The organism is Microbacterium istanbulense, assembly GCF_037204145.1.
GTDB lineage: Bacteria > Actinomycetota > Actinomycetes > Actinomycetales > Microbacteriaceae > Microbacterium > Microbacterium istanbulense.
Map to the genome: position 1 here is coordinate 104375 of NZ_JBBDGN010000003.1, position 24820 is coordinate 129194.

Genomic DNA, 24820 nt, shown 5'->3' on the forward strand with positions numbered 1-24820 from the left:
GTCAGACGCTGTCGGCTTCAGCGATGCGGTTCTCGACGATCAGCTGCGCAGTGCCGAGGTCCTGGGGAGTGGTGATCTTGATGTTGTTCACATGGCCGGGGAGGATGCGCGCCGGCACGTCCATGAACTCGTGTACCAGATCGGCATCATCGCTCACGCGCTCATAGTTGGTCTTCAACGCTCGCTTGTACGACTTCTTCAGCAACTTCCGCTGGAAGGCCTGCGGCGTCTGGCCGAGCCAGGAGTGCGAGCGATCGAGTGATCCTTCGATGAACCCGTCGTCACCGACGAGCTTCACCTGCACGGTGCTCGGCGTTCCGATCATCGCCGCGCCGTCCTCGATCGCTGCGTCGAGGACCGCGGTGACCAGATCTTCGGTCACGAAGGGGCGGACACCGTCATGGACGATGACGATGTCGCCCGTCGTGGCCTTCAGGCCCTTCCTGGCGCTCAGGTGGCGTTCCGCGCCACCGATCACCAGGGTCACGGGGAGGCCCGCATCGTCGATGAGAATCTTGCGGTAGGTCTCTTCGTTCTCCGCGCTGATCGTCACAATCAGTTCGTCGATGAACGGCAGCGCCATAGCGCGGACGGTGCGTTCGAGAACGGTCATGCCGCCGAGTTCGACAAGCAGTTTGTTGCTCCCGAACCGCGTGCCCTTGCCCGCGCAGGTGACGATCGCTGAAACGGTGTGATCCTTGTACAACTCAGTTCCTCTCCTCGGCTGACGCGCGGGCAAAGGTCCGGAGACCCTCGAGCTCGTCTTCCATCGTGTTCAGGTACGCCTCAGATGCACCGAACAGGGCGGCGTGGGCCGTCGTCATGTTGCGGGTATACATCTGGGCAAAAGGTGACTCCGGCTCTGGCGGAACTTGGCCGGAGATGTCCCGGCCGAACACCTCGCGCGCCAATGTCTCATTTGAGATCGGCGGGGTCGCGACGTTCAACGACTTCAGACCTTCGGCGCGCGCGATCTCGATGTCGCCCCAGAGCCGGCGGACGTCGTAGTGCTGGAACTCGCCGGCTGGACGAATGTGCTCGACGCGGTAGTCGTTGGCGAGGTCGTACACGACACCTTTCTTGAGATTGGCGCCGTACAGCTGGGGGAGGCGCACGACAGTGGTAGGCACGGAGGTCGTGAACCGTCGTTCCTGGTGAAGCCGGTTCGCGCCGTACGGCGTGAGGCCTCGCTCCGATAGTGTCGCGTTCTCGTCGGGTGCGCCGCCTGCGGGGTACACGCAGACTGTCGAGATCAATACCAGCTCCCCGATCTCAGCGGTGAGGACAGTGTCCACGAGGTGGTCGATCTCGCTGCGGTCGGCATCGCCGTTGTTGTTGATGCGGAACGAATCCGCGCGGTTGCCCGCGCTGACGACCAGGTCGTACTGCTTGCCCTCGATCTCCGAGATGTTCTTTGAGTTGTACACGTCATCGAAAGAAAACGCCTGAAGGAGATTCGACCCGACGAATCCGGTGTAACCAATCAGGGCTGAGCGCATGCCTCACCAATTTCAGCTTGTTGAACGTCTGGTGGCCAGCAGGTCTCTTGCGAGTTAACGGTCGCTGGCGAACCGAGTCTACGGCTGTCGACCTGGAAAGTTCCGGGGCGCCACCGGCCGGAAGGGAATCGCCGTTCGGATACACTCACACCGACGCTCTGGCGATCAGTAGCCGGCGTTTTTTGCTGTGGCATGCCCTTACCTTGCGGTTGAGGGTGCTGAAGGGTGACGTGCAATGGAGTGGCTGACCTTCGCACTGCTGGCGCTCGTCGCCACGATGGTCGTCTTCGTCCCCGGCGCGGCACTCGCTTACGGTCTCGGGTTGCGGCGCATGCTGCTGTGGGCCTTCGCGCCGGCCGCTGGCGTGGGCGCACTCGCGGTCACGGCGACCGCACTCGGGCTCGTCGGCGTCGCCTGGTCGCCGCTCACCGCTGTCGCAGGAGCCGCCCTTCTCGCGATCGCCGCGTGGGTGATCGCGCTCGTGCTGAAGGCGCCTGACCGCACCCCGGCTGTGAGGGCCCGACGATGGGTCATTCCGGCGATGATCGTCGGCGCACTCGCTGGTGCCGTCCGGATGGCGATGATCATCGGTGAGCCGGACAACGTGTCGCAGACGAACGATGCCACCTTTCACCTGAACGCGCTGCGGTACATCGCAGATACCAGCAGCGCATCGTCGCTCGATGTTCTCGGAACCACGGGATCCTCCGGCTTCTATCCGGCCGCTTGGCACGCGGTCGCATCGCTCACCATGCAGCTGACCGGCGCGGACGTTGCTACCGCGGCCAACGCCACCTCGCTGGCGATCGCAGGCCCGATCTGGACCGTGTCGCTTGCCGGTCTGGTGTGGGCGACGACGCACTCCGGCCGGGTTACTGCTGTCGCGGCGCTGCTCGCGCCGACGCTTTTCGCCTTCCCGTTCCACATGCTCGACTTCGGTGTGCTCTACCCCTACGCGTTGGCGCTCGCGATCCTCCCTGGCGTCGTCGCCGTACTCGTCGGGTCCGGTGGTGGAACCCCGGAAGGTCAGGGATCGCGATCAGGCGCCCTGCGCGCCGCGCTGCGGACAACCCTCGTCAGTCTCGTGGGCCTTGCCGCGCTGGGCCTGTCGCAGCCGAGCGCGCTCCTCGTCTGGGTTCTCGCCGCCGTCGCCTGGGGACTGGTGCGGATCTGCGCGCCGTGGGGAACTCTCCCCACCCGTCAGCGGCTGTGGCGCGCGATCGCGTGTGCAGCGCTCGTCGCCGGTGCGGGAGTGGTGTGGCTGGCCATGGTCGCGATCAGCTCCGACAATCTGTGGCCCGCGGTCAGGAATCTCCCGGATGCTGCCGCGCGCATGCTCGTCAATGGCAGCGTCGGTGCCGGCCCCTCGATCGTGCTGAGTGTGTTCGCGATCATCGGGTTCGTCATCGCGCTGCGGATCGCCCGCCTGCGCTGGCTCGCGCTGTTCGGGGTGGCCCTGGCGCTGTTGGTCGTCGTCGCGCAGTCCGTGCAGAACGACACCGTCCGCATGCTGCTCTCTCCGTGGTACGCAGATCCGCGACGGTTCACGGCGATGATGCCGCTGGTCGTCATCCCGTTCGCGGCCATCGGCGTTGTGGCGCTCATGAGATGGGAAAGGTGGCGGAACGCGCGGGCTGGTGTTCTGGCGGGCCTTGCCATCGTGCTGCTCGTCTACGTCGAGACCGTTGCCTGGGCTGTCATCAACCCCATCGAACACCGCTACGGCGAGACCGAAGTCAGCTATCTTTCTGCCGACGAACGTGCGTTGCTCGACGACCTCGACCAATTTGTGGAACCCGATGCCCGAATCATCGGAAATCCCTCCGCCGGGGCGGCGTTCGGGTATGGGCTCAGCGGTGCGGACGTCGTTCCGCGCACATGGGCGATGCCCGGGGGTAACGATTTCCGCGTGCTGGCCGACGAACTTGTGGATCTCAACACGGATGCGGATGTCTGCCCGGCGGTCCGCGCGCTCGGCGTCGAGTACGTACTTGACTTCGGGGAGAGCGACGAGGGGCCCGGCAAGTGGGATATGCCGGGGATGACCGGATTCGTCGATGGCGATGGGTTCGACCTTGTGGTCGAACGCGGCGCCGCGTCACTGTGGCGCATCACCGGTTGCGACTGAACCGGCCGTTCAGTCCTCGTCGAGAGACGAGCCTGTGGCCTCTGTCTGCTCGGTGGCGTCCAACAGGGCGATCCGTCGCGACAACAGCGTCAGCTGGCGTTGCAGCTGCGCATTGCGCCGGTACTGCGTGTAGACGAACGCCAGGAACATCACGATCAGGCCGTAGAGAACGAGATCGGTTCCGCGGCCGACACCGATCAGCTGCGCAAGCCATGTAAGCCACTGCGGGAAGAGTACCGACAGCACTGCGATCAGCACGAACACGCCGAGCAGAAGCCGGCGAATCGCCAGGTGGCTGTCGGCTCCCGTGCGCCGCATCATGAAGAACGCGAGCAGGACGATCGCCGCGATAAGGAGGATCTGGATCCACATATTCAGCGCACCACCAGATCGACGAGGATGTTGACGGAGTTCAGCACGCTCTGTCCCTTGGCTTTCGAGTAGTCGGTGTACAACAGCTCAACCGGGTACTCAGCCCAGGGCAGTCCCGTGTGCCCGAGTTGCAGCACGATCTCCGTGGCGTGCGCCATCCGGTCCTGCTTTAAGTCAATCTGTTCCGCGGCGTCACGGCGGATCACGCGGAGACCGTTGTGCGCGTCAGTGAGCTTGAGGCTTGTCGTCATATTCGTCACCCACACCGCCGTCTTGAGGACGACGCGTTTGACCCAACCAGGGTTGGTGCGATCGTCGAGGAAGCGGGATCCGAAGACGATGGCCAGATCCTCCGACCGCGCCTTCTCGAGCATGCCCAGCGCATCTTCGATGCGATGCTGTCCGTCCGCATCGAAGGTGACGATGTAGTCGCAGTCAGCATGCCCGAGCGCGAACTCGATCCCCGTCTGCAGCGCGGCACCCTGCCCCAGGTTGACCGGGTGCTGCACGAGATGGGCGCCGGCGTCCGCCGCGAGACGCGCGGACCCATCGGAGGAGCCGTCGTCGACGCACACGATGTTGACGAAGTGCTCGCGCAGTTCTGCGATCACGCGTCCGATGACGCTTGCTTCGTTGAACAGCGGGATGACGATCCACGCGTGGCGGTCGGCGGTTCGTGGCGCAGGCACGCGGGAGGACATGCCTCCATTCTGTCAGGTGAGTTCCGCGCTGATGACAGGGTCGTTGATCGCCGCCGCAGGCTCTAGCGCTCGTGGCTGCACACGGTGCGCGTCAAGGTCGGGTGGGTGCGGACGAGTAGACTCGGGGCGGATGTTGCTGCATCCTTTTGCGCCGAAACAGAGGAGCTCCGTGAACAGTGCGCCCCGCGTCCGGATCGTGGAATCCGCTGACGTCTCCGCAGATGCGACCATCGGCGACGGCTCCTCCATTTGGCATCTCGCGCAGGTGCGAGAGGGCGTTCGGATGGGGGAGAACTGCATCGTCGGCCGCGGCGCCTACATCGGCACCGGCGTCGAGATGGGTGACAACTGCAAGGTGCAGAACTACGCGCTCGTCTATGAACCCGCGAAACTTGCCGACGGTGTCTTCATCGGCCCGGCCGTTGTCCTCACCAATGACACGTACCCGCGGGCGATCAACGCCGACGGCAGCCTCAAGAGCGCGCACGACTGGGAGCCTGTCGGTGTCACCATCGAGCGCGGTGCGTCCATCGGCGCCCGTGCGACGTGTGTCGCGCCCGTCACGGTCGGAGCCTGGGCCACGGTCGCCGCGGGGGCTGTCGTCGTGAAGGACGTTCCCGCGTACGCGCTGGTCGCCGGCGTTCCCGCGCGCCGAATTGGATGGGTGGGGGAGAGTGGCGTGCCACTCGTCCCCGGAGAGCGCGAGACGCACTGGGTGTGTCCCGCGACGGGCGATCGCTACGCCGAAAGCAACGGAATTCTGACCAAGGAGGTCGCGTGAGCGAGTTCATTCCCCCTGCGAAGCCCATCATCGGTGATGACGAGCGGGAGGCTGTTGATCGCGTGCTGCGCAGCGGCATGGTTGCTCAGGGGCCCGAGGTCGCGGCGTTTGAGCAGGAGTTCTCGGCGTTCTTTGTGCCTGGTCGTCCGTCGGTGGCGGTGAATTCGGGTACCGCTGGTCTGCACCTGGGGTTGTTGGCCGCGGGTGTCGGTCCCGGCGACGAGGTCATCGTTCCGTCGTTCACGTTCGCGGCGACGGGGAACTCGGTCGCGTTGACGGGCGCGACCCCGGTGTTTGTTGACATCGAGCCGGAGACGTTCACGTTGGATCCGCAGGCCGTCGCGGCGGCGATCACGCCGAAGACCAAGGGCATCCTGCCTGTGCACTTGTATGGTCACCCCGCGCGGATGCGGGAGCTGGAGCAGCTGACGGCCGAGCGCGGGGTGGCGCTGTATGAGGATGCTGCGCAGGCTCACGGCGCGTCGCTCGACGGACGCCCGGTCGGCTCGTTCGGCGAGTTTGCGATGTTCAGCCTCTACCCGACCAAGAACATGACCAGTGGCGAGGGCGGCATGGTCACCACCGCGACGGACGAGATCGCCCGCCAGGTAAAGCTGCTGCGCAACCAGGGCATGGAGCGTCAGTACGAGAACGAGGTCATCGGTTTCAACGCCCGTATGACCGACATCCACGCCGCCATCGGCCGAGTGCAGCTGACCAAGGTCGGCACGTGGACGAAGATCCGCCAGGAGAACGCGGCGTTCCTGGACGCGAACCTGCATGGCGTGGTGGTGCCGCCGGTGGCCGACGGCGCCGTGCACGTCTACCACCAGTACACGGTCCGAGTTCCCGAAGATCGTGACGGGTTCGTGGCTGCTCTGAAGAACGAGCACAACGTGGGTGCGGGCGTCTACTACCCGATCCCGAACCACCGTCTGCCGTCGCTCGCGCACTTCGCGCCGGGTCTTGATCTGCCGGAGACCGAGCGGGCCGCGCGTGAGGTCGTGTCGCTGCCGGTGCATCCGTCGCTGTCGCAGGGCGACCTTGACCGCATCGTTGCCGCAGTGAACACGGTCGCGGGAGCGGGCGCCTGATGGCTAATCTTCGGGCCGGGCTGCTCGGCGTTGGCATGATGGGCCGCCACCACGCACGCGTGCTGCGCGAGGTCGAGGGCATCGACCTCGTCGCGATCGCGGACCCGGGAGGCGACCCCCACGGTGTCGCCGGCAATCTCGAAGTGCTGCCCGACATCGACGCGCTGATCAACGCCGGTATCGACATTGCGGTTGTCGCGGTCCCGACCCGGTTCCATGAGGACGCGGCGCTCAAGCTTGCCGCGGCCGGGGTGCACACCCTGGTCGAAAAGCCCATCGCGGACACCCTGGATGCGGGGCAGCGGATGGTCGACGCGTTCGCGGCGGCGGGTCTGGTCGGCGCGGTCGGGCACATCGAGCGTTTCAACCCCGCGTTGCAGGAGATGCGCCGCCGGATCGAGGCGGGGGAGGTCGGCGCGGTCTATCAGGTCGCGACGCGCCGTCAGGGCCCGTTCCCCGCACGGATCGCGGATGTCGGTGTCGCAAAAGACCTTGCCTCGCACGATGTGGATCTGACCGCCTGGGTCGTGCAGTCCGACTACGACACCGTGTTCGCGCAGACCGCGTTCAAGTCCGGCCGGGAGTACGAGGACATGATCACGATTACGGGGCGGACGAAGTCGGGCGTGATCGTGAACAACATCGTCAACTGGCTCTCCCCGATGAAGGAGCGCCTCACCGTCGTGACCGGTGAGAAGGGTGCCTTCGTCGCAGACACCTCCACAGGCGACCTCACCTTCTACGCCAACGGCACCATCCCCCTCGAATGGGAGTCCGTCTCTTCATTCCGCGGCGTATCGGAAGGAGACGTCACCCGATACGCCTTCGCCAAACGCGAACCCCTCCGCGTCGAACACGAAGCATTCCGCGACGCCGTCCTCGGCCACCACACCGACCTCGTCACCATGGAACAAGGCCTCCGCACCCTCGCCGTCGTCGAAGCTGCACTCGACTCTGCCCGTACGAGCACAGCCGTGGTCTGCTGAGCTCGGGACGACTATGTCTGCTCTGTGGGACACGCTCCGGCAACTTCTGGCACTTCTGCCGAAGAGCGCGCGCAGCTTCCTTGTGCGCTATTCGATTTCCTCGTCGGCGCTGGCGCTGCTGGACATCGTCGCCCTCGGCCTGTTGGCGATTGTCCTCAGCGCCCTCGGATCGGGACGAGCAGTCTCGCTGCCGCTCATCGGCGAGATCCCTACCGAGAATGTGGTGTGGGTGCTTGTCGCGGCCTGTGCCCTGATGGTCGTGAAGTCCTTGATTGCGCTGGGACAGCAGTGGTACGTGACGCGCAAAATGGCACAGTTCGAGCTGATCATCGGGGACCGGTTGTTCTCGGCGTACATCCGTGCCCCCTGGCTGGAGCGGATGAAGCGAAACTCTGCTGAACTCGTGCGAATGGCCGACGTCGGCATTGCGAACACCACGTCGGGGCTGATTCTGCCTGCCGCCTCTCTTCCGTCGCAGGTGGTGACGTTCTTCTCCGTGCTCGTTGTCCTCTTCTGGGCGCAGCCGCTGATCGCCGTCGCGACCGTCGCCTATCTGGGTGTCGTCGCGGCCATCCTGTACGGATGGGTATCACGCCGGGCCGTCGTGAACGGCCGTCGCAACCGTGACTACTCGTTCCGCACGGCGACGCTCATGACAGAGATGGTCCAGGCGCTCAAAGAGATCACGCTGCGCGACAAGGCAGGTGAGGTCGCCGCTCTGGTGAATGCCAACCGCTCCGTCGCCGTGCGCGCCCGAGCAACCATCGGATTCCTGGGAGCGATCCCGAAGTTCATTCTCGACTCAGCCATGGTCGTCGGCTTCCTGCTGATCGGAGGCATTGGTCTGCTGACTGGCGGGATGCAGGGGGCGTTCAGCGCGATCGCCCTCTTCGGCCTCGCGGCGTTCCGTATGGTGCCCTCACTTCTCCAGTTCCAGTCCGTGATGACGTCGACAGCGTCGACCTTGCCGCATGCGCGCGCGGTCATCCGCGACATTCGGGATGCCGAGTCTTACCGACAGTCCGCCGAGAATCCGGGCACGGGGCCGTTGGCCGAGCACCCGTCCGAACTCGTGCTGCGCGATGTCGAGTTCACTTACCCCGGTGCCGACGCACCCGCCCTCGCCGATGTCAATCTTCGGATCCCCTTCGGCAGCCATGTGGCCTTTGTCGGGGCATCTGGAGCGGGGAAGTCGACCATGGTCGATCTGATCCTCGGGCTCCTGACCCCGACATCGGGAAAGATCACCGTCGACGGAGCCGATCTGTCGGCCGTTCTGGGTACCTGGCGATCGCGGGTCGGATATGTGCCTCAGGATGTCGCGCTCTTCGACGGCACCGTGGGACAGAACGTCGCATTGACGTGGAGTGAGGACTATGACTCGGACGCCGCGTGGCGCGCCGTTCATAGCGCTCAGCTCGACGCCGTCGTGCGAGGACGGGTGGGCGGGCTCGACGCGTCCATCGGGGAGCGGGGCCTTGCTCTCTCGGGAGGTCAGCGTCAACGCCTCGGGATCGCGAGGGCGCTGTACACGGACCCGGTCGTGTTGGTCATGGATGAAGCGACGTCGGCCCTGGACACGCAGACTGAGCAGGCCGTCACGCAGGCAATCGGTGCTCTGCACGGCTCGGTCACCGTGATCACTGTGGCTCATCGCCTATCGACGATTCGTCACGCCGATCTGGTGTGCTTCTTCGTCGGAGGTCGCATCGTCGCGCAGGGAACCTTTGACGAGGTCGTTCAGGCGCAACCCGACTTTGCTGCGCAAGCCCGCCTCGCCGGACTCATCTGAGCGGCGCGCCGCCACGGATCCGGTCGTACGTCGCCTGAAGGCGGTCGAGTTGTCTGGCGGGCACGTGATGGTGCAACGTCCACTCCCGGGACGCCAACGTCGTGGCGGCCGCCACAGGGTCAGACATGTCGCTGAGAATCGCATCGACGACGGTATCGAGATCGCCGTTGCGGATCGGCAACGGTCGCCCATCCGGGCCAGGAAAATGGTGGCCGACCGCGGCGACCGGTGCACCGATCGCCATCGCCTCGAGCTCTGACACGGACAGGATCCGGGTGGCCTGGCCGACGACCACGTTCGCGCCGGCCAGAAAGTCGAGGTATGTCGCATGCGGCGCCTTGGGGATCAGTTTCACGCCGAGCTGCCGTGCCTCGGCGGCGCCCGGCCCCCAGTCGAGGCCGCGGACCTCAACACCGGCCCGAAGCAGGCGCGCGGCGACGTTGAGCATGTCCTCGAGCCCCTTGACCTGTTCCCAGCGTGAGGCGAATGCGACGTAGCCTGACGGCCTCCACGGCGGAAGACTGGTCTCGTCGATGACGACGGGAAGGTACTCGGCGTCCGGGCGGGCGTCGACGGCATTTGCCTCATTGTCGGGGGTCGAGAAGTAGACGTGGGCTGCGCCGTCGATGTACCTCTGGATCGTCGCGTGCCGCTCGGGCAGTCGCCAGAGGGTGCGAATATCTGTGCCGTGCAGGTGCAGCACGTACGGGCGGTTCGGCACGTACGGCGGCAGCAGGCGAGCAACCGTGGTGGCGTAATGAACATGCACGACATCCGCCCAGCCTGCGCCGAGAGCAACGCGACCGATCGTCGAGTACGACGCGGCTCGGGTAGGTGTCGTACGACCGGGTCTCACCGGTGGCCACGTGCGCTCCGGCGGCAGAAGCCGCCAGGGGCGCCCCTGGTTCTGCGCCACACGAACGAGGTTGCGCCCCACGAAAGCGCAGTCGTTCAGGTGGAGCACGCGGGTCGCCTTCGCCATCCCTCCATGCTAGACGCGCGCACGGCGCGCGGATTCCACCCCTGTATCATCGAAGCGTGCAGATCGTCGTGGTCACCACCTGGTTCCCGACGAACCGTCATCCCGGCGCCGGGAGCTTCATTCAGCGCGACATCGAGGCGCTGTCCGCGGTTCACGACGTCAAAGTCGTGCACCTAGTGCCTCCAGAGCTCGACGATGGCATCCGCGCGTCTGCCCGTGATGGTTATGACGTCGTGTCTCCCGCGATTGATGTCCGCACGCCCGCCGGGTTGATCACCGCGACGCGTCGCATGCCCGAGCTCACCTCTGGAGCTGACGTCGTGCACACGATGGCAGCCCCGGCGCTGTTGCCCTTCTTGTTGAGGCGACCCACTGCGCCATGGGTGCACACGGAGCATTGGAGCGGCGTCGCAAAGCTGCGGCAATCTGCCAAGGCGCGGCTCGCACTGCCCCTGAGTCGGCGGGCATTCGGGCGGCCTGACGAGTTGGTGGCGGTCAGTGAGTACCTGGCGGAAGCCGTGCGTCCTCTTCGCCGTGGGCCCGTGGAGGTGATTGGGAACATCATCGAGCCCGTGCACGCCGTCGAGGCGGGTACCTGGTTCACCGAAACCCCTGCCCTCAAGGTGCTCGGCATCGGAACCGTCAACGAGCACAAGGGGTGGCGCATCGCCGTGGACGCGGTCACGAGCATCCGTGCGGCGGGGACCGCGGCTGAGCTCCTCTGGTTGGGCAGCGGACCGGATTCGGAGGCGCTTGCCCAGCGGGCGGCCGCGGGAGATGTCGTCGCTCCGGGGCAGGTCAGCGCAGCGGACGTTCGATCGGCACTCGAACACGCGGATGTCTTTGTTCTCCCCACGCGTTCGGAGACGTTCTCGCTCGCAACGGCCGAGGCGCTCGCGGCGGGCGTGCCCGTCGTTGCGACCGGCGTCGGTGGACACCTCGACTTCTTGGCCCCAGAGGCAGGCGTGCACACCGATCGCACGGCGCCAGCCGTCGCTTCCGCCATCCGGAAAGCCGCAACGTTCGACCGAGAGCGGGTTCGCCTTCACGGGCAGCAGCTCTTGACGCGTTACTCGGCGGAGCGGTTCGTGGACGCGTACACGAAGATTTACGAAAGGGTGACGAACGGATGACTCTGAGCAGGGCGGGGAGTTCAGCTCCCCGCGCAGACATGATTATCGCCGTGCACGACCTGCGACGAAACGTCGTCCGCGCCGTCGAGTCGATCCTTTCCGATCCAGACCCCTCAATCCGCGTGTTCATCGTCGCTCACAACATTCCACGTTCGGACGTGGCGCAGGCGCTGGACGATAGCATCCGTGCCCATCCCGGTCGTGTACGAATCGAAGAGCTCGGTGACGGAATTCCTAGTCCCTCTGGTCCCTTCATGTTCGGAATGCAGCAGTCCGACGCTCACTACGTCGGCATCATGGGGTCGGACGACGAGCTCGACAGCGCTGCGATCGCGCAATGGCGCGAACGAGCTGAATGCTTCCGCGCCGACGCGGTCATTGCGAAGGTGGTCCGCGGAACGCAGCGCACGCTCGTGCGCTCGCCGCCGAAGCGCCTGTGGCGCGTCGGCGTCCTCGACTTCACCAAAGATCGACTGTCATACCGCAGCGCGCCGCTGGGCCTGATGCGTCGGGCTGCCGTGTCCGAACTCCACCTCGAACTTCTGCCGGGTGCTCGTAACGGCGGTGACCTGCCGTTCGTCACACGATTGTGGTCACGGGGGCGCGTCGTCGCCGCTACGGGGACCGCGGCTTACATCGAACATGCGGACGCGCCGGTGCGGGTCACTCACGTCGCGAAGCCCGTTGCGGAAGAGCTCGAGCCGGTTCGCCTCTTGCTGGCAGACGCCGACACCGCGGCCATGCCTTCGGCGAATCGTCACGCGCTCGCCACCAAGCTCCTGCGTCGCAACCTGACGGACTCGATCCGAAAGCGTGGCGGGGGCCTCCAGCTCGACGCCGACGACTGTGCCGCCATGCGCCTGCTGCTCCGGGCGATCTCAGACTTCGCTCCTAACGCGAGGGGGATGCTCTCCATTGCCCAGGCCCGCATGTTCGATGAGCTCGAATCGCCCTCTCCCGACCTGCAGCGCGTCTTCGATCTCGATGCTGCGTCGCTGCGCTACCGCACTCTCGATGCCTTGCGCCCCGCTCGGTGGCGCTTTGTCCTGCATTCGCAAGGGCAGCCTCGCTTCATGATCGCGACGTCTCTGATCAAGGTGGGCGCGTCGAGGTTCTTTCCACCGAACTTCCTCAGCCAGCGCGGTTGAGCGTCGAGGCGATGAGCTGCCGCATCCGCATCATCACGGATTCGAGCGAGTGCTGCGCTCTTGCCCATCCGGCCAGGCGCTCTCGGCCTGCCTCGGTCTGCGCGGACTGAAGCGCCGCAATCATCGCGTCCGCCACATCGGCGGCGTCGAAGGACACCGCCCGTCCCACGTGCGGATCGGAAGCGAAGGCGCGCCCCGGGTCGGGGCCGGCATACACCACCGGTGTGCCGCACCCGACAGAAGCGAGCATCTTCGTCGGGAAAGCGTCGTAACCATCGGGGAGTACGCTGGCCAACGTTCCCCGTGCGCCACGGATCCAGGTTGCCGTGTCCTCTGGGCTCATTCGCGGGAGAAAGAGCGTACTCCCGGGGGCGATGAGTTCGGCGCGTTCTTGCATCGCCTGCCACTCGGATCCTTGACCGATGAACGCCACGAGGGCGTCCGGCACTGCGGCGACGACTGCTGGCAGCGCATCGATGAAGATCATCGCACCGTGAACTTCGGAGGCCGTGCCGGCGTACAGGAGATAGGGACGTCGCTCGTGGTGGGCGGCGCCCGTGGGGGTGAAGACGTCGGCGTCGTATCCATTCCCGACGTCGACCACGCGCGCTGAGGGCGCAAGGTGCTCCATGCGGGATTTGACGCTAGCGGAGACCGCCGCGACAGCGGAGGCGCCGCTAGCGACGAAACTCTCCAGCCGGGCGACCGCACGGGTGACGAACCTGGGTGCGCCAGCGACCGCGGCGGCCTCCGACCAGACGTCGGCGGCGTAATAGACATACGGTGTGCGGCGCAACGTGCAGGCGAGCCATACGGCGAGACCAGACGTCGGGGGTGGCTCGGCGACGATCACATCGAAGCGCCGACCGCAGAGGATGCGGAAAAACAACGGGATATCGAAACTCAAGTACTGAACGTAGCCGCGCACGTACCCGGCCTTGTCTCGAAGAACCGGCGCGCGCCGCACACGGACCGACTCAGGAAAGGTGAGAGGAGGGTTATCTACCGCGGCAGGCACCGTGCTGGTCAGCACTGTGACCTCGGCGCCTGACTCGGCGAGTGCTGTCACGAGCGCTGCCAGCCGCAACGACGCCGCTCCCGGTTCCGGAGCGAAGATCCTGCTCGTGATCGCGATCCGGCGGCCCGTCAGAGAGGTCATGCTCCGATTCTGCCGCACTATCGTCGAGGGCTTTCGTTCCCCCGCGCGCCCATAGACTAGAACGCATGCGTATCGCCGTCGTGGCCCTGGGAAAGATCGGGCTTCCTCTTGCTGTCCAGTTCGCGTCGTCCGGTCATGAGGTGATCGGTGTCGACGTCAACCAGAAGGCCGTCGACACCATCAACGCCGGCATCGAGCCGTTCCCCGGCGAGGCGCACCTGCAGGAGCGCCTGTCGGAGTTGATCCCCGCGGGGCGCCTGCGCGCGACCACCGATTATGCCGAGGCGATTCCCGGCGCCGATGCGGTCGTGCTCGTCGCCCCGGTGTTCGTCAACGACGAGACGTGGGAACCCGACTTCAAGTACATGGATGCCGCGACGCGTTCGCTTGCCGAGCACCTGACGCCCGGCACGCTCGTCTCGTACGAGACGACTTTGCCTGTCGGCACCACGCGCACGCGCTGGAAGCCGATGCTCGAAGAGGGCTCGGGCCTCGTCGAAGGCGAAGACTTCTTCCTCGCGTACTCGCCCGAGCGGGTGCTCACCGGCCGCGTCTTCGAGGACCTTCGCAAATACCCGAAGCTGATCGGCGCGCTCTCGGCGGAGGGTAACCGCCGCGCCCGCGAGTTCTACGAGGCCGTGCTGCAGTTCGACGAGCGCCCCGACCTCGCTCAGCCGAACGGCGTATGGGATCTCGGCTCGACCGAGGCATCGGAGATGGCGAAACTCGCCGAGACGACGTACCGCGATGTGAACATCGGCCTGGCCAACCAGTTCGGCCTGTTCGCCGCCTCGCACGGCATCGACGTGTACAAGGTGATCGAGGCGTGCAACTCGCAGCCGTACAGCCACATCCACCGTCCCGGTATCGCCGTCGGCGGCCACTGCATCCCGGTGTACCCGCGTCTGTACCTGTCGACCGACCCCGACGCCGACATCGTCCGCGTCGCGCGTCAGCTGAACGCCTCCATGCCGGAGCGCCTGGTCGCACAGGCCGAGGGGATCCTCGGTGACCTGACAGGCCGCCGTGCCCTCGTGCTCGGCGCCGCCTACCGCGGCGGTGTGAAGGAGACCGCGTTCTCGGGCGTCTTCCCGACGGTCGACGCACTCAGGGCGCGCGGTGCCGAGGTCGTCGTGCACGACCCGCTCTACACGGATGACGAGCTGCGCGCGCTCGGATTCGAGCCCTATGCGATCGGGGGCTCGGCAGACCTCGCCATTCTGCAGACCGACCACGCCGACTACAAGACGCTCGCTCCTGAGCAGATCCCCGGTGTGAAGCTGCTCGTCGACGGGCGTAACGCCTCCGACGCCGAGCTGTGGGCCGGTACCCCCCGGATCGTCGTCGGAACGGCCGCCTGAGGGATCTCCTCATCCGCGACCACGGCTGACTGCGCATATGGGCTACTCCGTCATCGTTCCCACGTTCAATGAGGGGCCGAACGTTGCGGCGCTCGTCCAACGGCTGAGTGCGGCAACGGACCTCGCCGAGATTCTGTTCGTCGACGACTCGACCGATGACACCACGGCCGAGATAAGCCGAGTAGCTCTGACCTCACCAGTTCCTGTCCGCGTCATCCATCGTGAGCAGGCGACAGGCGGCCTCGGAGGAGCGGTGCTGGAAGGTCTCGCCGCAGCTGTGTCCGATGTCTGCATCGTGATGGACGGAGACCTGCAGCATCCACCTGAAGTTGTGCCGCTCTTGATCGAGCGCTACGAGTCGGGCGGAGCCGATGTCGTCGTGGCATCCCGCTATACCGGTGGAGGCTCGGCCGGAGGACTTGCCGGTGTGTTCCGCATGATGGTTTCTCGCGCCTCGACGTGGGTTACCAAGGCGATGTTTCCACGCCGGCTTCAGGGCTGCTCCGACCCGATGACGGGCTTCTTCCTGGTCGATCGGCGTGCCGTGGACGCCCGCGTCCTGCGCCCGCGGGGGTTCAAGATCTTGTTGGAGATCCTGGCCAGGCACACTCTGCGCGTCAGCGAAGTACCGTTCCGATTCGCGGACCGGGAAGCGGGAGAATCCAAAGCCTCGCTGCGCCAGGGCGCGCGATTCCTGCGACAGCTCGCGTCACTCCGATTCGGCAAGATGCCTGCCTTCGCCCTCGTCGGGGCCGTGGGCGCGGTCGTGAACATTCTTCTTGTCTGGCTGCTGACCGCGCTGGGCACCGGGTACCTGGGTGCCGCCATCATCGCCGCGGAAGTGACGATCATCGGCAATTTCCTCGTTATCGACCGGTTCGTCTTCAATGACCTGAAGGGGCGCGCAGCCCGTTTTCCGGCGCGATTCGCTCAGTCGTTCGTGTTCAACAACGCGGAGGCCGCCGTTCGCATACCACTCGTGGCGCTGTTGGTTGAGCGATGGCACGTCTCCGCCGTGCTGGCAACTGCCCTGACTCTGGGAATCGCATTCATCGTGCGGTTCGTGTTCCACGCGCTCGTCGTCTACCGGCCGCGTGACCCCGCGGTCTCCGCTGGTGGGATCGATGCAGTACCGGATCCCGCTTCGGCTGGGAGCCTCCCCAAGCCATGACCACTCAGCGGCACATTGCCGTCCAGGTGCGCCCGGCGGCGCCAGCGGTTCTCGGATACGTCGCCGTTCGCATGGTCGGGCTTGTCGCCCTCTGGGGTGCGGGGGGATACTCGTGGCCCGCCTTCTGGGGCTCGCTCACCGAGCAGTACGACGCCGACTGGTTGCTGGCTGTGGCGTCCTCGGGGTACGACGACGGTCGCGATGCCCCAAGCAATCTTGCCTTCTTTCCGCTGTATCCGGCCCTGGTGCGTGGGGTGGGTGCCGTCGTCGGAATCCCCGCGGGCGGACTCGTCGTCAGCTGGGGGGCCGGGTTAGCCTGCGCGGTCGCCCTCTATGCGATTGGTCGCCGCATGGGCAACCCGTCAATGGGCACCGCAATGGCGGTGCTCTGGGGTGTACTGCCGCACGCAGTAACACAGTCGATGGCGTACACCGAGACCGTCTTCACCGCTCTTGCCGCATGGACGCTCTTCGCTCTGCTCGGGCGTCAGTGGATCTTGGCGGGTGCGCTGACGGCTCTCGCTGGTCTCGCGCGTCCTACCGCGGCCGCTTTGATCGCGGTTACGGGTACCGCGATGATCGTGCAGCTGGTCAGGACGCGAGGCAGAGACTGGAGGGCCTGGATAGCCGGGCTGATGGCGCCGTTGGGAATGCTCGGCTACATCGTCTGGGTGTCCGCCAGGACGGGTGGTCTGGACGGCTATCTAGCCATCCAGGCCGGCTGGGGGTCGAGTTTCGATGCGGGGCGGTACACGGCGCGAACGTTTCTCGTCTTGCTGGATGGTGACGCGCCGTTGCAGTATCTGATGGTCTCGGCCGTCATCGTTGCGTCGGTCACACTCGCCGCTATATCCGCATCCGAGCGTGTGCGCTGGGAACTGCAGCTTTACGGTCTGCTCGTCATCATCCTGGCTCTCGGCGTCGCCGGTTACTACCAATCGAAAGCACGACTGCTGATGCCGGCATTCACACTTCTCATCCCCGTCGCCACCTGGGTATCGCGCATGCGTCCGACCACGCGATTTCTTGTTCTGAGCGTTCTTACCCTCATTTCTGCGTGGTACGGCACGTACCTGCTCATCCACGCTCCGTACTCGCCATAACGCGCACGGTCCGCCGCATCCTGGCCGACCAAGCAAACGGAGTCCGGCAGATACGATTGAGGAATGGATCTCCTCATCGTCGGTTCGGGCTTCTTCGGCCTCACCATCGCCGAGCGCGCCGCTGCGGCGGGCCGCAAGGTCACGGTCATCGACCGTCGCTCACACATCGGCGGCAACGCCTACAGCGAGGCGGAGCCGGAGACCGGCATCGAGGTGCACCGTTACGGCGCGCACCTGTTCCACACGTCGAACGCCACGGTGTGGGAGTACGTCAACCGCTTCACATCGTTCACGAACTACGTGCACCGCGTGTACACGACGCACAAGGGCACGGTGTTCCCGATGCCGGTGAACCTCGGCACGATCAACCAGTTCTTCCAGGCCGCGTACACGCCCGATCAGGCCCGCGCGCTCGTGCGTGAGCAGGCCGGCGAGTTCGACGTGAAGACGGCGGCGAACTTCGAGGAGAAGGGCATCGCCCTGGTCGGTCGCCCGCTGTTCGAGGCGTTCTTCCGTGACTACACCGCGAAGCAGTGGCAGACCGACCCGCACAAGCTGTCGGGCGACATCATCAGCCGGCTCCCCGTGCGGTACACCTACGACAACCGCTACTTCAACGACACGTGGGAGGGCTTGCCCACCGACGGCTACACCGCCTGGATCGAGCGCATGGCCGATCACCCGAACATCGACGTGAAGCTCGACGTCGACTACTTCGACGAGTCCCAGCCGCTAAACAAGAAAGCCACCGTCGGGCAGCTCCCCGTCGTGTACACCGGCCCTGTCGACCGCTACTTCGACTACACCGAGGGCGCCCTGAGCTGGCGCACGCTCGACTTCGAGCAGGAGGTGCTGCCGGTGCAGGACTTCCAGGGCACGAGCGTGATGAACTACCCCGACCTGGACGTGCCGTTCACCCGCATCCACGAGTTCAAGCACTTCCACCCGGAGCGCAAGGACATCTTCGCCGGCGACAAGACGGTCATCATGCGGGAGTTCTCGCGCTTCGCGAACCGTGACGACGAGCCGTACTACCCGGTGAACACCCCGGCCGACCGCGACGGGCTGCTGGCCTACCGCGAGCTCGCGAAGGGGGAGAAGGACGTCCACTTCGGCGGACGCCTCGGAACCTACCAATACCTCGACATGCACATGGCCATCGGCTCGGCGCTGTCGATGTGGAACAACACCCTCTCCTAGACTCGGCACCGTGAGTCACACGACGGTCGGCGCGCCAGGAACGCCCCGGCGCTACCTGCACTCGCTCTGGCTGCTGTCGGCGCGTGACCTTCGCGTCCGCTACGCCACGAGCATGCTCGGGTACCTCTGGTCGGTGCTCGACCCGCTGGTGATGAGCCTGATCTACTGGTTCGTCTTCACGCAGGTGTTCCACCGTGACGTCGGTGAGGAACCATACATCGTGTTCCTCATCGTCGCGCTTCTGCCGTGGGTGTGGTTCAACGCATCGGTGTCCGACTTCACCCGGGCGTTCCGCAAAGACGCCCGCCTCGTGCGCTCCACCGCCATTCCGCGCTCCATCTGGGTGAACCGGATCGTGCTGAGCAAAGGCATCGAGTTCCTCTTCTCGTTGCCCGTGCTCGTGCTCTTCGCCGTCTTCTCCGGCGCGACCGTGAACGGGATGCTGCTGTGGTTCCCGGTCGCGGTGATCCTGCAGACGATGCTGCTCGTCGGCCTGGGACTGCTCGTGGCGCCCCTCTGCGTGCTGTACTCCGACCTCGAGCGCACGACCGCGCTCATCCTGCGCGCGCTCTTCTATGCCTCGCCCGTGATCTATAGCGTCGCCGATCTGCCCGCGCCGTTCGACACGATCGGCGCGTTCAACCCGCTCGCCGGAATCTTCACCCTCTACCGGGTCGGGTTCTTCCCCGACCAGTGGCAGACGCAGCCGATCCTCATCAGCGTGGCGATGTGCATCGGCATCCTCGCCCTCGGTGTCTGGACCTTCTCCCGTCTCGAGCGCCCCGTGCTGAAGGAGCTGTGATGGCAGCAGCGATCGAAGTCGACGGACTCGGAGTCCGGTTCCGACGCAACAGGAGGGGCCGTCGCAGCATCAAGGATCTCTTCGCCGGCGCTCGCCGGCGGGGCCGCCCCGGCGAGTTCTGGGCGCTCCGCGACGTCACCTTCGCCGTACAGCCTGGGGAGTCGATCGGTGTGGTCGGGCGCAACGGCCAGGGCAAGTCCACCCTCCTGCGCCTGGTGGCCGGCGTGCTCCTGCCCGACGAGGGCTCCGTGCGCGTCAACGGCGGCGTGGCACCGCTGATCGAGATCACCGGCGGCTTCGTCGGCGATCTCACCGTGCGCGAGAACGTGCGGCTCACCGCTGGGCTGCACGGGATGTCACGCGGGGAGGTGTCCCGCCGCTACGACGACATCATCGCCTTCGCAGAGCTCGCCGGCTTCGAGGACACCCCCTACAAGCACCTGTCCAACGGCATGAAGGTGCGCCTGGCGTTCTCGGTCGTATCCCAGCTCGACGAGCCGATCCTGCTCGTCGACGAGGTGTTGGCCGTCGGTGACAAGGCGTTCCGCGACAAGTGCTACAAGCGCATCGACGAGCTGCTCGCCGAGGGGCGCACCCTCTTCTTCGTCAGCCACAACGAACGCGACCTGCGGCGCTTCTGCACGCGCGGCCTGTACCTCGACAAGGGCGTGCTGGCGCTTGATGGCACCATCGGCGAGGTGCTCGACCGCTACAACGCCGACTACAGCGCCTGACTGTCAGCTGGGCTGAGCTATTCTGAACCCTTGTCCATCCCACATCGAACCGAGCATCTTCCCGCGTGACTTCTCAGAACACTTCCCTCGTAGCAGCAAACCCGCCCAGGCAGCGTGACGCATATCTCGACAACGCCAAGGTGCTTCTGCTCATCCTCGTCGTCGTCGGTCACCTCCTCGCAGTGGTCTCCGGTTCAGGATTCTCGGAAGCGGCATACAAGTGGATCTACTCATTCCACATGCCCGCCTTCGTGGTGATCACGGGCTACCTTTCGCGGTCCTATCGCGGCACACCGAACCAGATTCGCTCCCTCGTAAGCGGAGTTCTCGTGCCGTATCTGGTCTTCCAGGTGGTCGTCCGCGTCGAGCCCTGGCTGTTGTTTGGCGAGCCGCTCCACCTGAACTTCTTCGTACCCGCGTGGTCGAACTGGTTCCTGCTGGCGCTGTTCGCCTGGCGACTGCTTGTTCCTGTTCTGCAGAAGCTCCGCTTCGCGCTACTGTTCTCGGTCATCATCGCCCTGCTGTCTGTCATCTACGGCGGCATCGACCAAGGTCTGAGCGGGGCGAGAATTCTGTCGTATCTTCCCTTCTTCGTGCTCGGTCTCAGCGTGACTCCCGAGCATCTCGAGCGCTTCAAGCGCATCGCCAGGATGCCTCTCGTCCGGATCGCCGCAGCGGGCTACGTCAGTGCAGTTGCGGTGGGACTGTATCTCGCCGGCGATCGCGTACAGCGCGCACTGTTCATGATGTCGGGCGTGTCTGCGATCAAGGGCGACTTCACCAACCTTGAGCATGTCGTGCTGCGGCTGGCCATCATGACTTTCACGACCAGCATGCTCGTCGCCATCCTGATCCTCGTCCCGCAGCGTCGCCTGTTCTTCACGTATATGGGTTCAGCGACGCTCACGATGTATCTCTTGCAGGAGGCGACGCTACTCATTCCGCGTCACTACATTGCTCAATGGGACGGCTGGACAGCACCCACCGTGCTATTGCTGATGGTCGCCGGCGTGCTCTATGCACTCCTGCTCGGGACCAGGCCCGTGCAGTACCTGACCAAGTGGATTGTTGATCCCATCGGTACTTTCGCGTGGCTGCGAAAGCTCGTCTTCAAGCCGGACGAGGCTGCGGTCACGACACCGCTCAAGGGTTGAGGAGCGCTTCGATCTCCAGGTTCACCGGCGCTCAGCGCCCGATGACGTCGTTCAGGCGGGCCAGGGCCGTCGACGCCGCTGCATCCTCGGCTGAGGCGTCTTCACCGCGCTCGTAGGCGGCGCGGAGGGGTTCGAGGCTGCGGCTGTACGCCGATAACGCAGACGACCAGCGGGACGCGATGGACGCCGGGGCGATCTTCTCGCTGAGTCGGTTCGCGTCATCCTGCAGCAGCATCACGTCCTGCATGGCCGACATGCCGCCGTCTTCGCGCGCGTAGCGCAAGCCCGTCTCCGCGGAGTCGAGCACGGGCTCCACCTCCTGCCGGAACGCCGTTAGCGTCGGGTCAGACGGGCGCGGAGGAGTCGGCCCGTCCGTCGCGCTCGGCGGCGACGATGCACCGGGGCTCGGCGTCGGCGACGGGGTCGCGGTTGACCCTGCGGTGGGAGACGGCGCCGGTGACGGCGACGCCGAGACGGACGTCGTCGGCGACGGGGACGGGTCGGTCGTCGCGGACCCGGGGCGGAAGAAGAACCAGACCGCGACGGCGGCGATGGCGATCGCCGCGACCGACAGGCCGATGATCAGCCAGATCCGGCCGGCGTTGCGGCGACGCTCGGGCGGGAAGACCCAGACGTACTCGGGCTGCGGCTCGCTCACTCAGGCCTCCAGCGGCGACATCGGCCGCCAGCTGCGGTCACGGCCGATTCGGCCGCCGTCGCGCAGGCCGCGGAACAAGTTGCTGGTGCCGCGCACCGTGCGCTCGACGAAGAAGAGGCGGATGAGTTCTTTGAAGAACGTCGCCGTCGTGCCCAGGCCGAAGATCACCGGGTTGTAGACCCCGTGCTCGCGGTAGTAGTGCTTGATGAAGGCGCGGTTGCGCATGATGTAGTAGCGGTAGGCGTTGCTGGACGCGTTCATGTGGCGGATGCCCATGTCCCACTGCTTGATCTCGCGGGTGCGTCGCAGCACGAAGTCGTCCACGATCACCGCCGTGGTCTTGCGTGAGGCCAGCCAGCCGTACATCTGGTCATCCCAGTAGATGAAGAACCGCGGGTCGGGCAGGCCGATCTGCTGCACGATCGAGCGGTGGATGAACATGCCCTCGAAGCATCCGCTGTTCATCTCTTTGAACCCCGCCGCATCGAATCCAGACGGCGCGAAGGGGATCGGGATGCCCATGCGCTCGGCGATGCGGTACTGCCAGTAGAACTCGCTGCCGTCGTAGTCGTACCGGCGCCCCTGGATGCTGCGGAAGCGCGGAGCCCACTTGCCCATACGGGCGAGGCCGTCGGGAAGTACCTCGACGTCGTCATCCATCATCCAGATCCACTCGGCGCCAAGCTCGTACGCCGTGCGCATCCCCTCGCTGAAGCCGCCGGAGCCGCCGGTGTTCGTCGCCAGGCGCCGGTAGACGATCTCGGTGCCGATGTCGTCGCGGAACGACTCCACCACCGCGGTCGTGTCGTCAGCGGAGTCGTTGTCGATGATCACGACCCGGCCGGGCTTCGGATCCATCGCACGGATGCTGCTGAGCAGCCCCGACAGCAGATGCGAACGGTTGTAGGTGACGATGACGATCGCGGCCGATGCCGGGTCGAATGCGTCGGTCATGCCTGCTCCTCGAAGGTCTTCGCCCAGGACTCCTGGGACACGAGCGTGGGGAGCGCGTCGCGGTACTGCTTCTGCAGCGCCGGCCACTGCTTGCGCAGGCGGCGGTGCAACCGCAGGGAGTCGATGAGCATGCGCCGGTAGGCCCGGCGGTCACGCGTATAGATGTTCTTGCCCGAGCCGTCTGCGGCGCTGACCAGCGCGCTGTCGAAGTTCGGCACCCGCCACCACCAGGCGTCGTCCTTGCCGAACTCGACCTCCGGGCGGGCGAGGTTCGCGGGGTCGGGGGTGTGCAGCCAGTGCTTCACCATCGTGCGGATCGTGAACAGTCGCAGTCGGATCCCGGTAGGAGTGTCGAGCTTCTTGACATCGCGGTGCTGGAACACCTGACGGCCGCGCCGCGAGTGCAGCACGGTGCTCGGGTCGCGGTGCACCACCGTCTCGGGGAACTCGGCGGCCAGCTCTCGAGCGGCGGGCATGGCCGTCGCGAGATTGCGACGCATGTGCGCCGGGCCCGACAGCACGTCACGCAGCGCCCGGGCCCGCAGGGCCGCCGGGTAGTACTGCATCATCATCAGGTGCTTGAGGTCCATGCGGAAGCTGTGGGTGAGCAGACGGCCGCCCGCGGGGGCGTTGGAGTGCAACAGACCCGCGACGATGCGGTTGCGGGCGTGGAAGTACGCCTGCCAGTCGATCGTGTCGTCCTTGTTCACCCAGGACACGTGCCACAGGGCGACGCCGGGCAGCGACACGGTCGGGAACCCGGCCTCGCCGGCGCGAAGGCAGAACTCCGCATCGTCCCATTTGATGAACGCCGGCAGCGCGAGGCCGACCTTGCGGATGGCGTCCAGCGGGATGAGGCACATCCACCAGCCGTTGTAGTCCGCATCCATCCGCATATGCAGCAGCGGCGACTGGCGCAGGTTCGCGACGCCGAAGTCGTGCGGCATCTCCTCCTGGAAGAGGTTGCGCCACATGAAGGGCTGCTCGTCGACCACCTCGGCCCAGCCGTGCAGCTTCGGGCGGTCCAGCAGATCGAACATGTGCCCGCCGACGAGCATGGGGGTGGTCGCGTAGCGGCCGAACGTGATCGAACGGCGCAGCGACTCGGGCTCCACCCGCACGTCATCGTCGAGCAGCTGCACGAAGTCGCTCTCGGGCCGCTGCAGCGTCTCGTGCATCGCACGCGAGAACCCGCCCGACCCGCCCAGGTTCGCCTGCCGGATCACCTGCAGCGTCTCGCCCAGACGGCCCGCCACCTCGTCGAAGCCCTCCTGGTCGGCGACAAGCCGGGTGCCCTGATCGATCAGGAAGATCCGATCGACCAGTTCCAGCGCCTCCGGGGCATCGGCGAGCGCCTGCAGCGTCTCGACGCAGTAGTCCGGCTTGTTGAAGGTCGTGATGCCCAGCGAGGCCTTGCCGGTGCGCGGCGGCTCGTGCTCGGTCGTCCACTCCGCGCCCTCCAGCACGGCGGCGCTCTCGTCGGCCACGACGTCGAACCAGATCCATCCGCCGTCGCTGTACTCGGTCAGCGAAAGGTCGAAGGAGGTCGTCGCGTCGCCGGTGACCTCTTCGGTCGCGACGCGCTGGCGGATGCCGGAGCCGTTGGACCGGTAGACGAGGATGGTCGCCGAGCCGGTGGTGCGCACCGTGAGCCGGATCTCGCGCACGCTCGTCCAGTGCTGCCAGTAGGAGGCGGGGAACCCGTTGAAGTAGGTGCCGAGCGAGACGCGGCGGCCGGCCTGGATGCGTGCGCGCGTGCGGTCGAGGATGTTGCCCAGGTGTGCCCGGTTCGACACGCGGACGGGTTCATCGTCGATCACCGACCACGTCTCGGGGTCCGCGTACAGAGGCAGCAGGTCGGGGTCTCGGTCAAGCGGGAAGACGACGTTCTGCAGCACGGTGGTCACG

Annotated in this window: 23 protein-coding genes; 14 read left to right on the forward strand and 9 right to left on the reverse strand. The window is 65.8% G+C overall.

Annotation, left to right across the window (positions count from 1 at the left end):
• Position 1 precedes the first annotated feature (1 nt).
• Together WDU93_RS05210 and WDU93_RS05215 are read right to left on the reverse strand one after the other, a co-directional pair.
• Complete coding sequence (locus WDU93_RS05210) at positions 2–706, reverse strand: IspD/TarI family cytidylyltransferase (protein WP_337318283.1); 705 nt, start codon at positions 704–706, stop codon at positions 2–4.
• Position 707: 1 nt separating this feature from the next.
• A complete protein-coding gene (locus WDU93_RS05215; RefSeq protein ID WP_337318285.1) occupies positions 708–1427 on the reverse strand; it encodes an NAD-dependent epimerase/dehydratase family protein in 720 nt (239 codons plus the stop codon).
• Between the two features lie 307 nt (positions 1428–1734).
• Here WDU93_RS05215 and WDU93_RS05220 point away from each other — a divergent pair, with 307 nt between their 5' ends.
• Complete coding sequence (locus tag WDU93_RS05220) at positions 1735–3627, forward strand: DUF6541 family protein (protein WP_337318287.1); 1893 nt, start codon at positions 1735–1737, stop codon at positions 3625–3627.
• A 9-nt stretch (positions 3628–3636) separates the two neighbouring features.
• Here WDU93_RS05220 and WDU93_RS05225 read toward each other — a convergent pair whose 3' ends face one another.
• The gene (locus WDU93_RS05225) at positions 3637–3999 is read right to left on the reverse strand and encodes a DUF2304 domain-containing protein (RefSeq protein ID WP_337318289.1); all 363 of its coding nucleotides are present in this window, start codon (positions 3997–3999) and stop codon (positions 3637–3639) included.
• Positions 4000–4001: 2 nt separating this feature from the next.
• Positions 4002–4700: a glycosyltransferase family 2 protein gene (locus tag WDU93_RS05230; protein ID WP_337318291.1), complete on the reverse strand. Its 699-nt coding sequence runs from the start codon at positions 4698–4700 to the stop codon at positions 4002–4004.
• Positions 4701–4869: 169 nt separating this feature from the next.
• Here WDU93_RS05230 and WDU93_RS05235 point away from each other — a divergent pair, with 169 nt between their 5' ends.
• Genes WDU93_RS05235 through WDU93_RS05250 form a run of 4 tightly spaced genes read left to right on the forward strand, consistent with a single transcriptional unit; the run spans position 4870 to position 9353 of the window.
• Entirely contained in the window at positions 4870–5481 is a 612-nt protein-coding gene (locus tag WDU93_RS05235) for an acyltransferase (RefSeq protein WP_337318293.1), read from the forward strand.
• Positions 5478–6575 carry a DegT/DnrJ/EryC1/StrS family aminotransferase gene (locus WDU93_RS05240; protein ID WP_337318295.1) on the forward strand — a complete coding sequence of 366 codons (1098 nt, stop codon included), beginning with the start codon at positions 5478–5480 and terminating at the stop codon, positions 6573–6575. The genes WDU93_RS05235 and WDU93_RS05240 overlap by 4 nt, the downstream gene beginning before the upstream one ends.
• Positions 6575–7561, forward strand: a complete 987-nt coding sequence (locus WDU93_RS05245) for a Gfo/Idh/MocA family oxidoreductase (protein ID WP_337318297.1) — start codon at positions 6575–6577, stop codon at positions 7559–7561. Before WDU93_RS05240 ends, WDU93_RS05245 begins: the two co-directional genes overlap by 1 nt.
• 13 nt (positions 7562–7574) lie before the next feature.
• Positions 7575–9353, forward strand: a complete 1779-nt coding sequence (locus WDU93_RS05250) for an ABC transporter ATP-binding protein (protein WP_337318299.1) — start codon at positions 7575–7577, stop codon at positions 9351–9353.
• Here the strand turns inward: WDU93_RS05250 and WDU93_RS05255 are convergent.
• On the reverse strand, positions 9346–10335 hold the full coding sequence (locus tag WDU93_RS05255) for a glycosyltransferase family protein (RefSeq protein ID WP_337318301.1): 990 nt from the start codon (positions 10333–10335) through the stop codon (positions 9346–9348). The genes WDU93_RS05250 and WDU93_RS05255 overlap by 8 nt on opposite strands.
• 56 nt (positions 10336–10391) lie before the next feature.
• Here WDU93_RS05255 and WDU93_RS05260 point away from each other — a divergent pair, with 56 nt between their 5' ends.
• Entirely contained in the window at positions 10392–11468 is a 1077-nt protein-coding gene (locus WDU93_RS05260) for a glycosyltransferase (protein WP_337318303.1), read from the forward strand.
• A 38-nt stretch (positions 11469–11506) separates the two neighbouring features.
• A complete protein-coding gene (locus WDU93_RS05265; protein WP_337318305.1) occupies positions 11507–12616 on the forward strand; it encodes a glycosyltransferase in 1110 nt (369 codons plus the stop codon).
• Here the strand turns inward: WDU93_RS05265 and WDU93_RS05270 are convergent.
• Positions 12600–13775, reverse strand: a complete 1176-nt coding sequence (locus WDU93_RS05270) for a glycosyltransferase (protein WP_337318307.1) — start codon at positions 13773–13775, stop codon at positions 12600–12602. The two genes, WDU93_RS05265 and WDU93_RS05270, sit on opposite strands and share 17 nt — an antisense overlap.
• 65 nt (positions 13776–13840) lie before the next feature.
• Between WDU93_RS05270 and WDU93_RS05275 the strand changes: the two genes are divergently transcribed.
• The 7 genes from WDU93_RS05275 (at position 13841) to WDU93_RS05305 (ending at position 21300) form a co-directional block, all read left to right on the forward strand.
• Positions 13841–15136, forward strand: a complete 1296-nt coding sequence (locus WDU93_RS05275) for a nucleotide sugar dehydrogenase (RefSeq protein WP_337318309.1) — start codon at positions 13841–13843, stop codon at positions 15134–15136.
• Between the two features lie 37 nt (positions 15137–15173).
• The gene (locus tag WDU93_RS05280; protein WP_337318310.1) at positions 15174–16307 is read left to right on the forward strand and encodes a glycosyltransferase; all 1134 of its coding nucleotides are present in this window, start codon (positions 15174–15176) and stop codon (positions 16305–16307) included.
• Positions 16304–17410, forward strand: a complete 1107-nt coding sequence (locus tag WDU93_RS05285; RefSeq protein WP_337318313.1) for a hypothetical protein — start codon at positions 16304–16306, stop codon at positions 17408–17410. Before WDU93_RS05280 ends, WDU93_RS05285 begins: the two co-directional genes overlap by 4 nt.
• Before the next feature lie 63 nt (positions 17411–17473).
• On the forward strand, positions 17474–18610 hold the full coding sequence (glf, locus tag WDU93_RS05290) for a UDP-galactopyranose mutase (RefSeq protein ID WP_337318315.1): 1137 nt from the start codon (positions 17474–17476) through the stop codon (positions 18608–18610).
• Positions 18611–18620: 10 nt separating this feature from the next.
• Positions 18621–19412: an ABC transporter permease gene (locus tag WDU93_RS05295; protein ID WP_337318317.1), complete on the forward strand. Its 792-nt coding sequence runs from the start codon at positions 18621–18623 to the stop codon at positions 19410–19412.
• Entirely contained in the window at positions 19412–20146 is a 735-nt protein-coding gene (locus tag WDU93_RS05300) for an ABC transporter ATP-binding protein (RefSeq protein WP_337318319.1), read from the forward strand. The genes WDU93_RS05295 and WDU93_RS05300 overlap by 1 nt, the downstream gene beginning before the upstream one ends.
• 65 nt (positions 20147–20211) lie before the next feature.
• Positions 20212–21300 carry an acyltransferase family protein gene (locus WDU93_RS05305; RefSeq protein ID WP_337318320.1) on the forward strand — a complete coding sequence of 363 codons (1089 nt, stop codon included), beginning with the start codon at positions 20212–20214 and terminating at the stop codon, positions 21298–21300.
• A 31-nt stretch (positions 21301–21331) separates the two neighbouring features.
• Here the strand turns inward: WDU93_RS05305 and WDU93_RS05310 are convergent, their stop codons facing one another.
• From WDU93_RS05310 to WDU93_RS05320, 3 genes are read right to left on the reverse strand one after another with little or no spacing between them, the layout of a single operon-like run.
• Positions 21332–21958, reverse strand: coding sequence for a hypothetical protein (locus WDU93_RS05310; RefSeq protein ID WP_337318322.1), 627 nt, complete (start codon positions 21956–21958; stop codon positions 21332–21334).
• Positions 21959–22912, reverse strand: coding sequence for a glycosyltransferase (locus WDU93_RS05315; RefSeq protein ID WP_337318324.1), 954 nt, complete (start codon positions 22910–22912; stop codon positions 21959–21961). It lies immediately after the preceding gene.
• The gene (locus WDU93_RS05320; protein ID WP_337318327.1) at positions 22909–24819 is read right to left on the reverse strand and encodes a glycosyltransferase; all 1911 of its coding nucleotides are present in this window, start codon (positions 24817–24819) and stop codon (positions 22909–22911) included. The genes WDU93_RS05315 and WDU93_RS05320 overlap by 4 nt, the downstream gene beginning before the upstream one ends.
• Position 24820 lies beyond the last annotated feature (1 nt).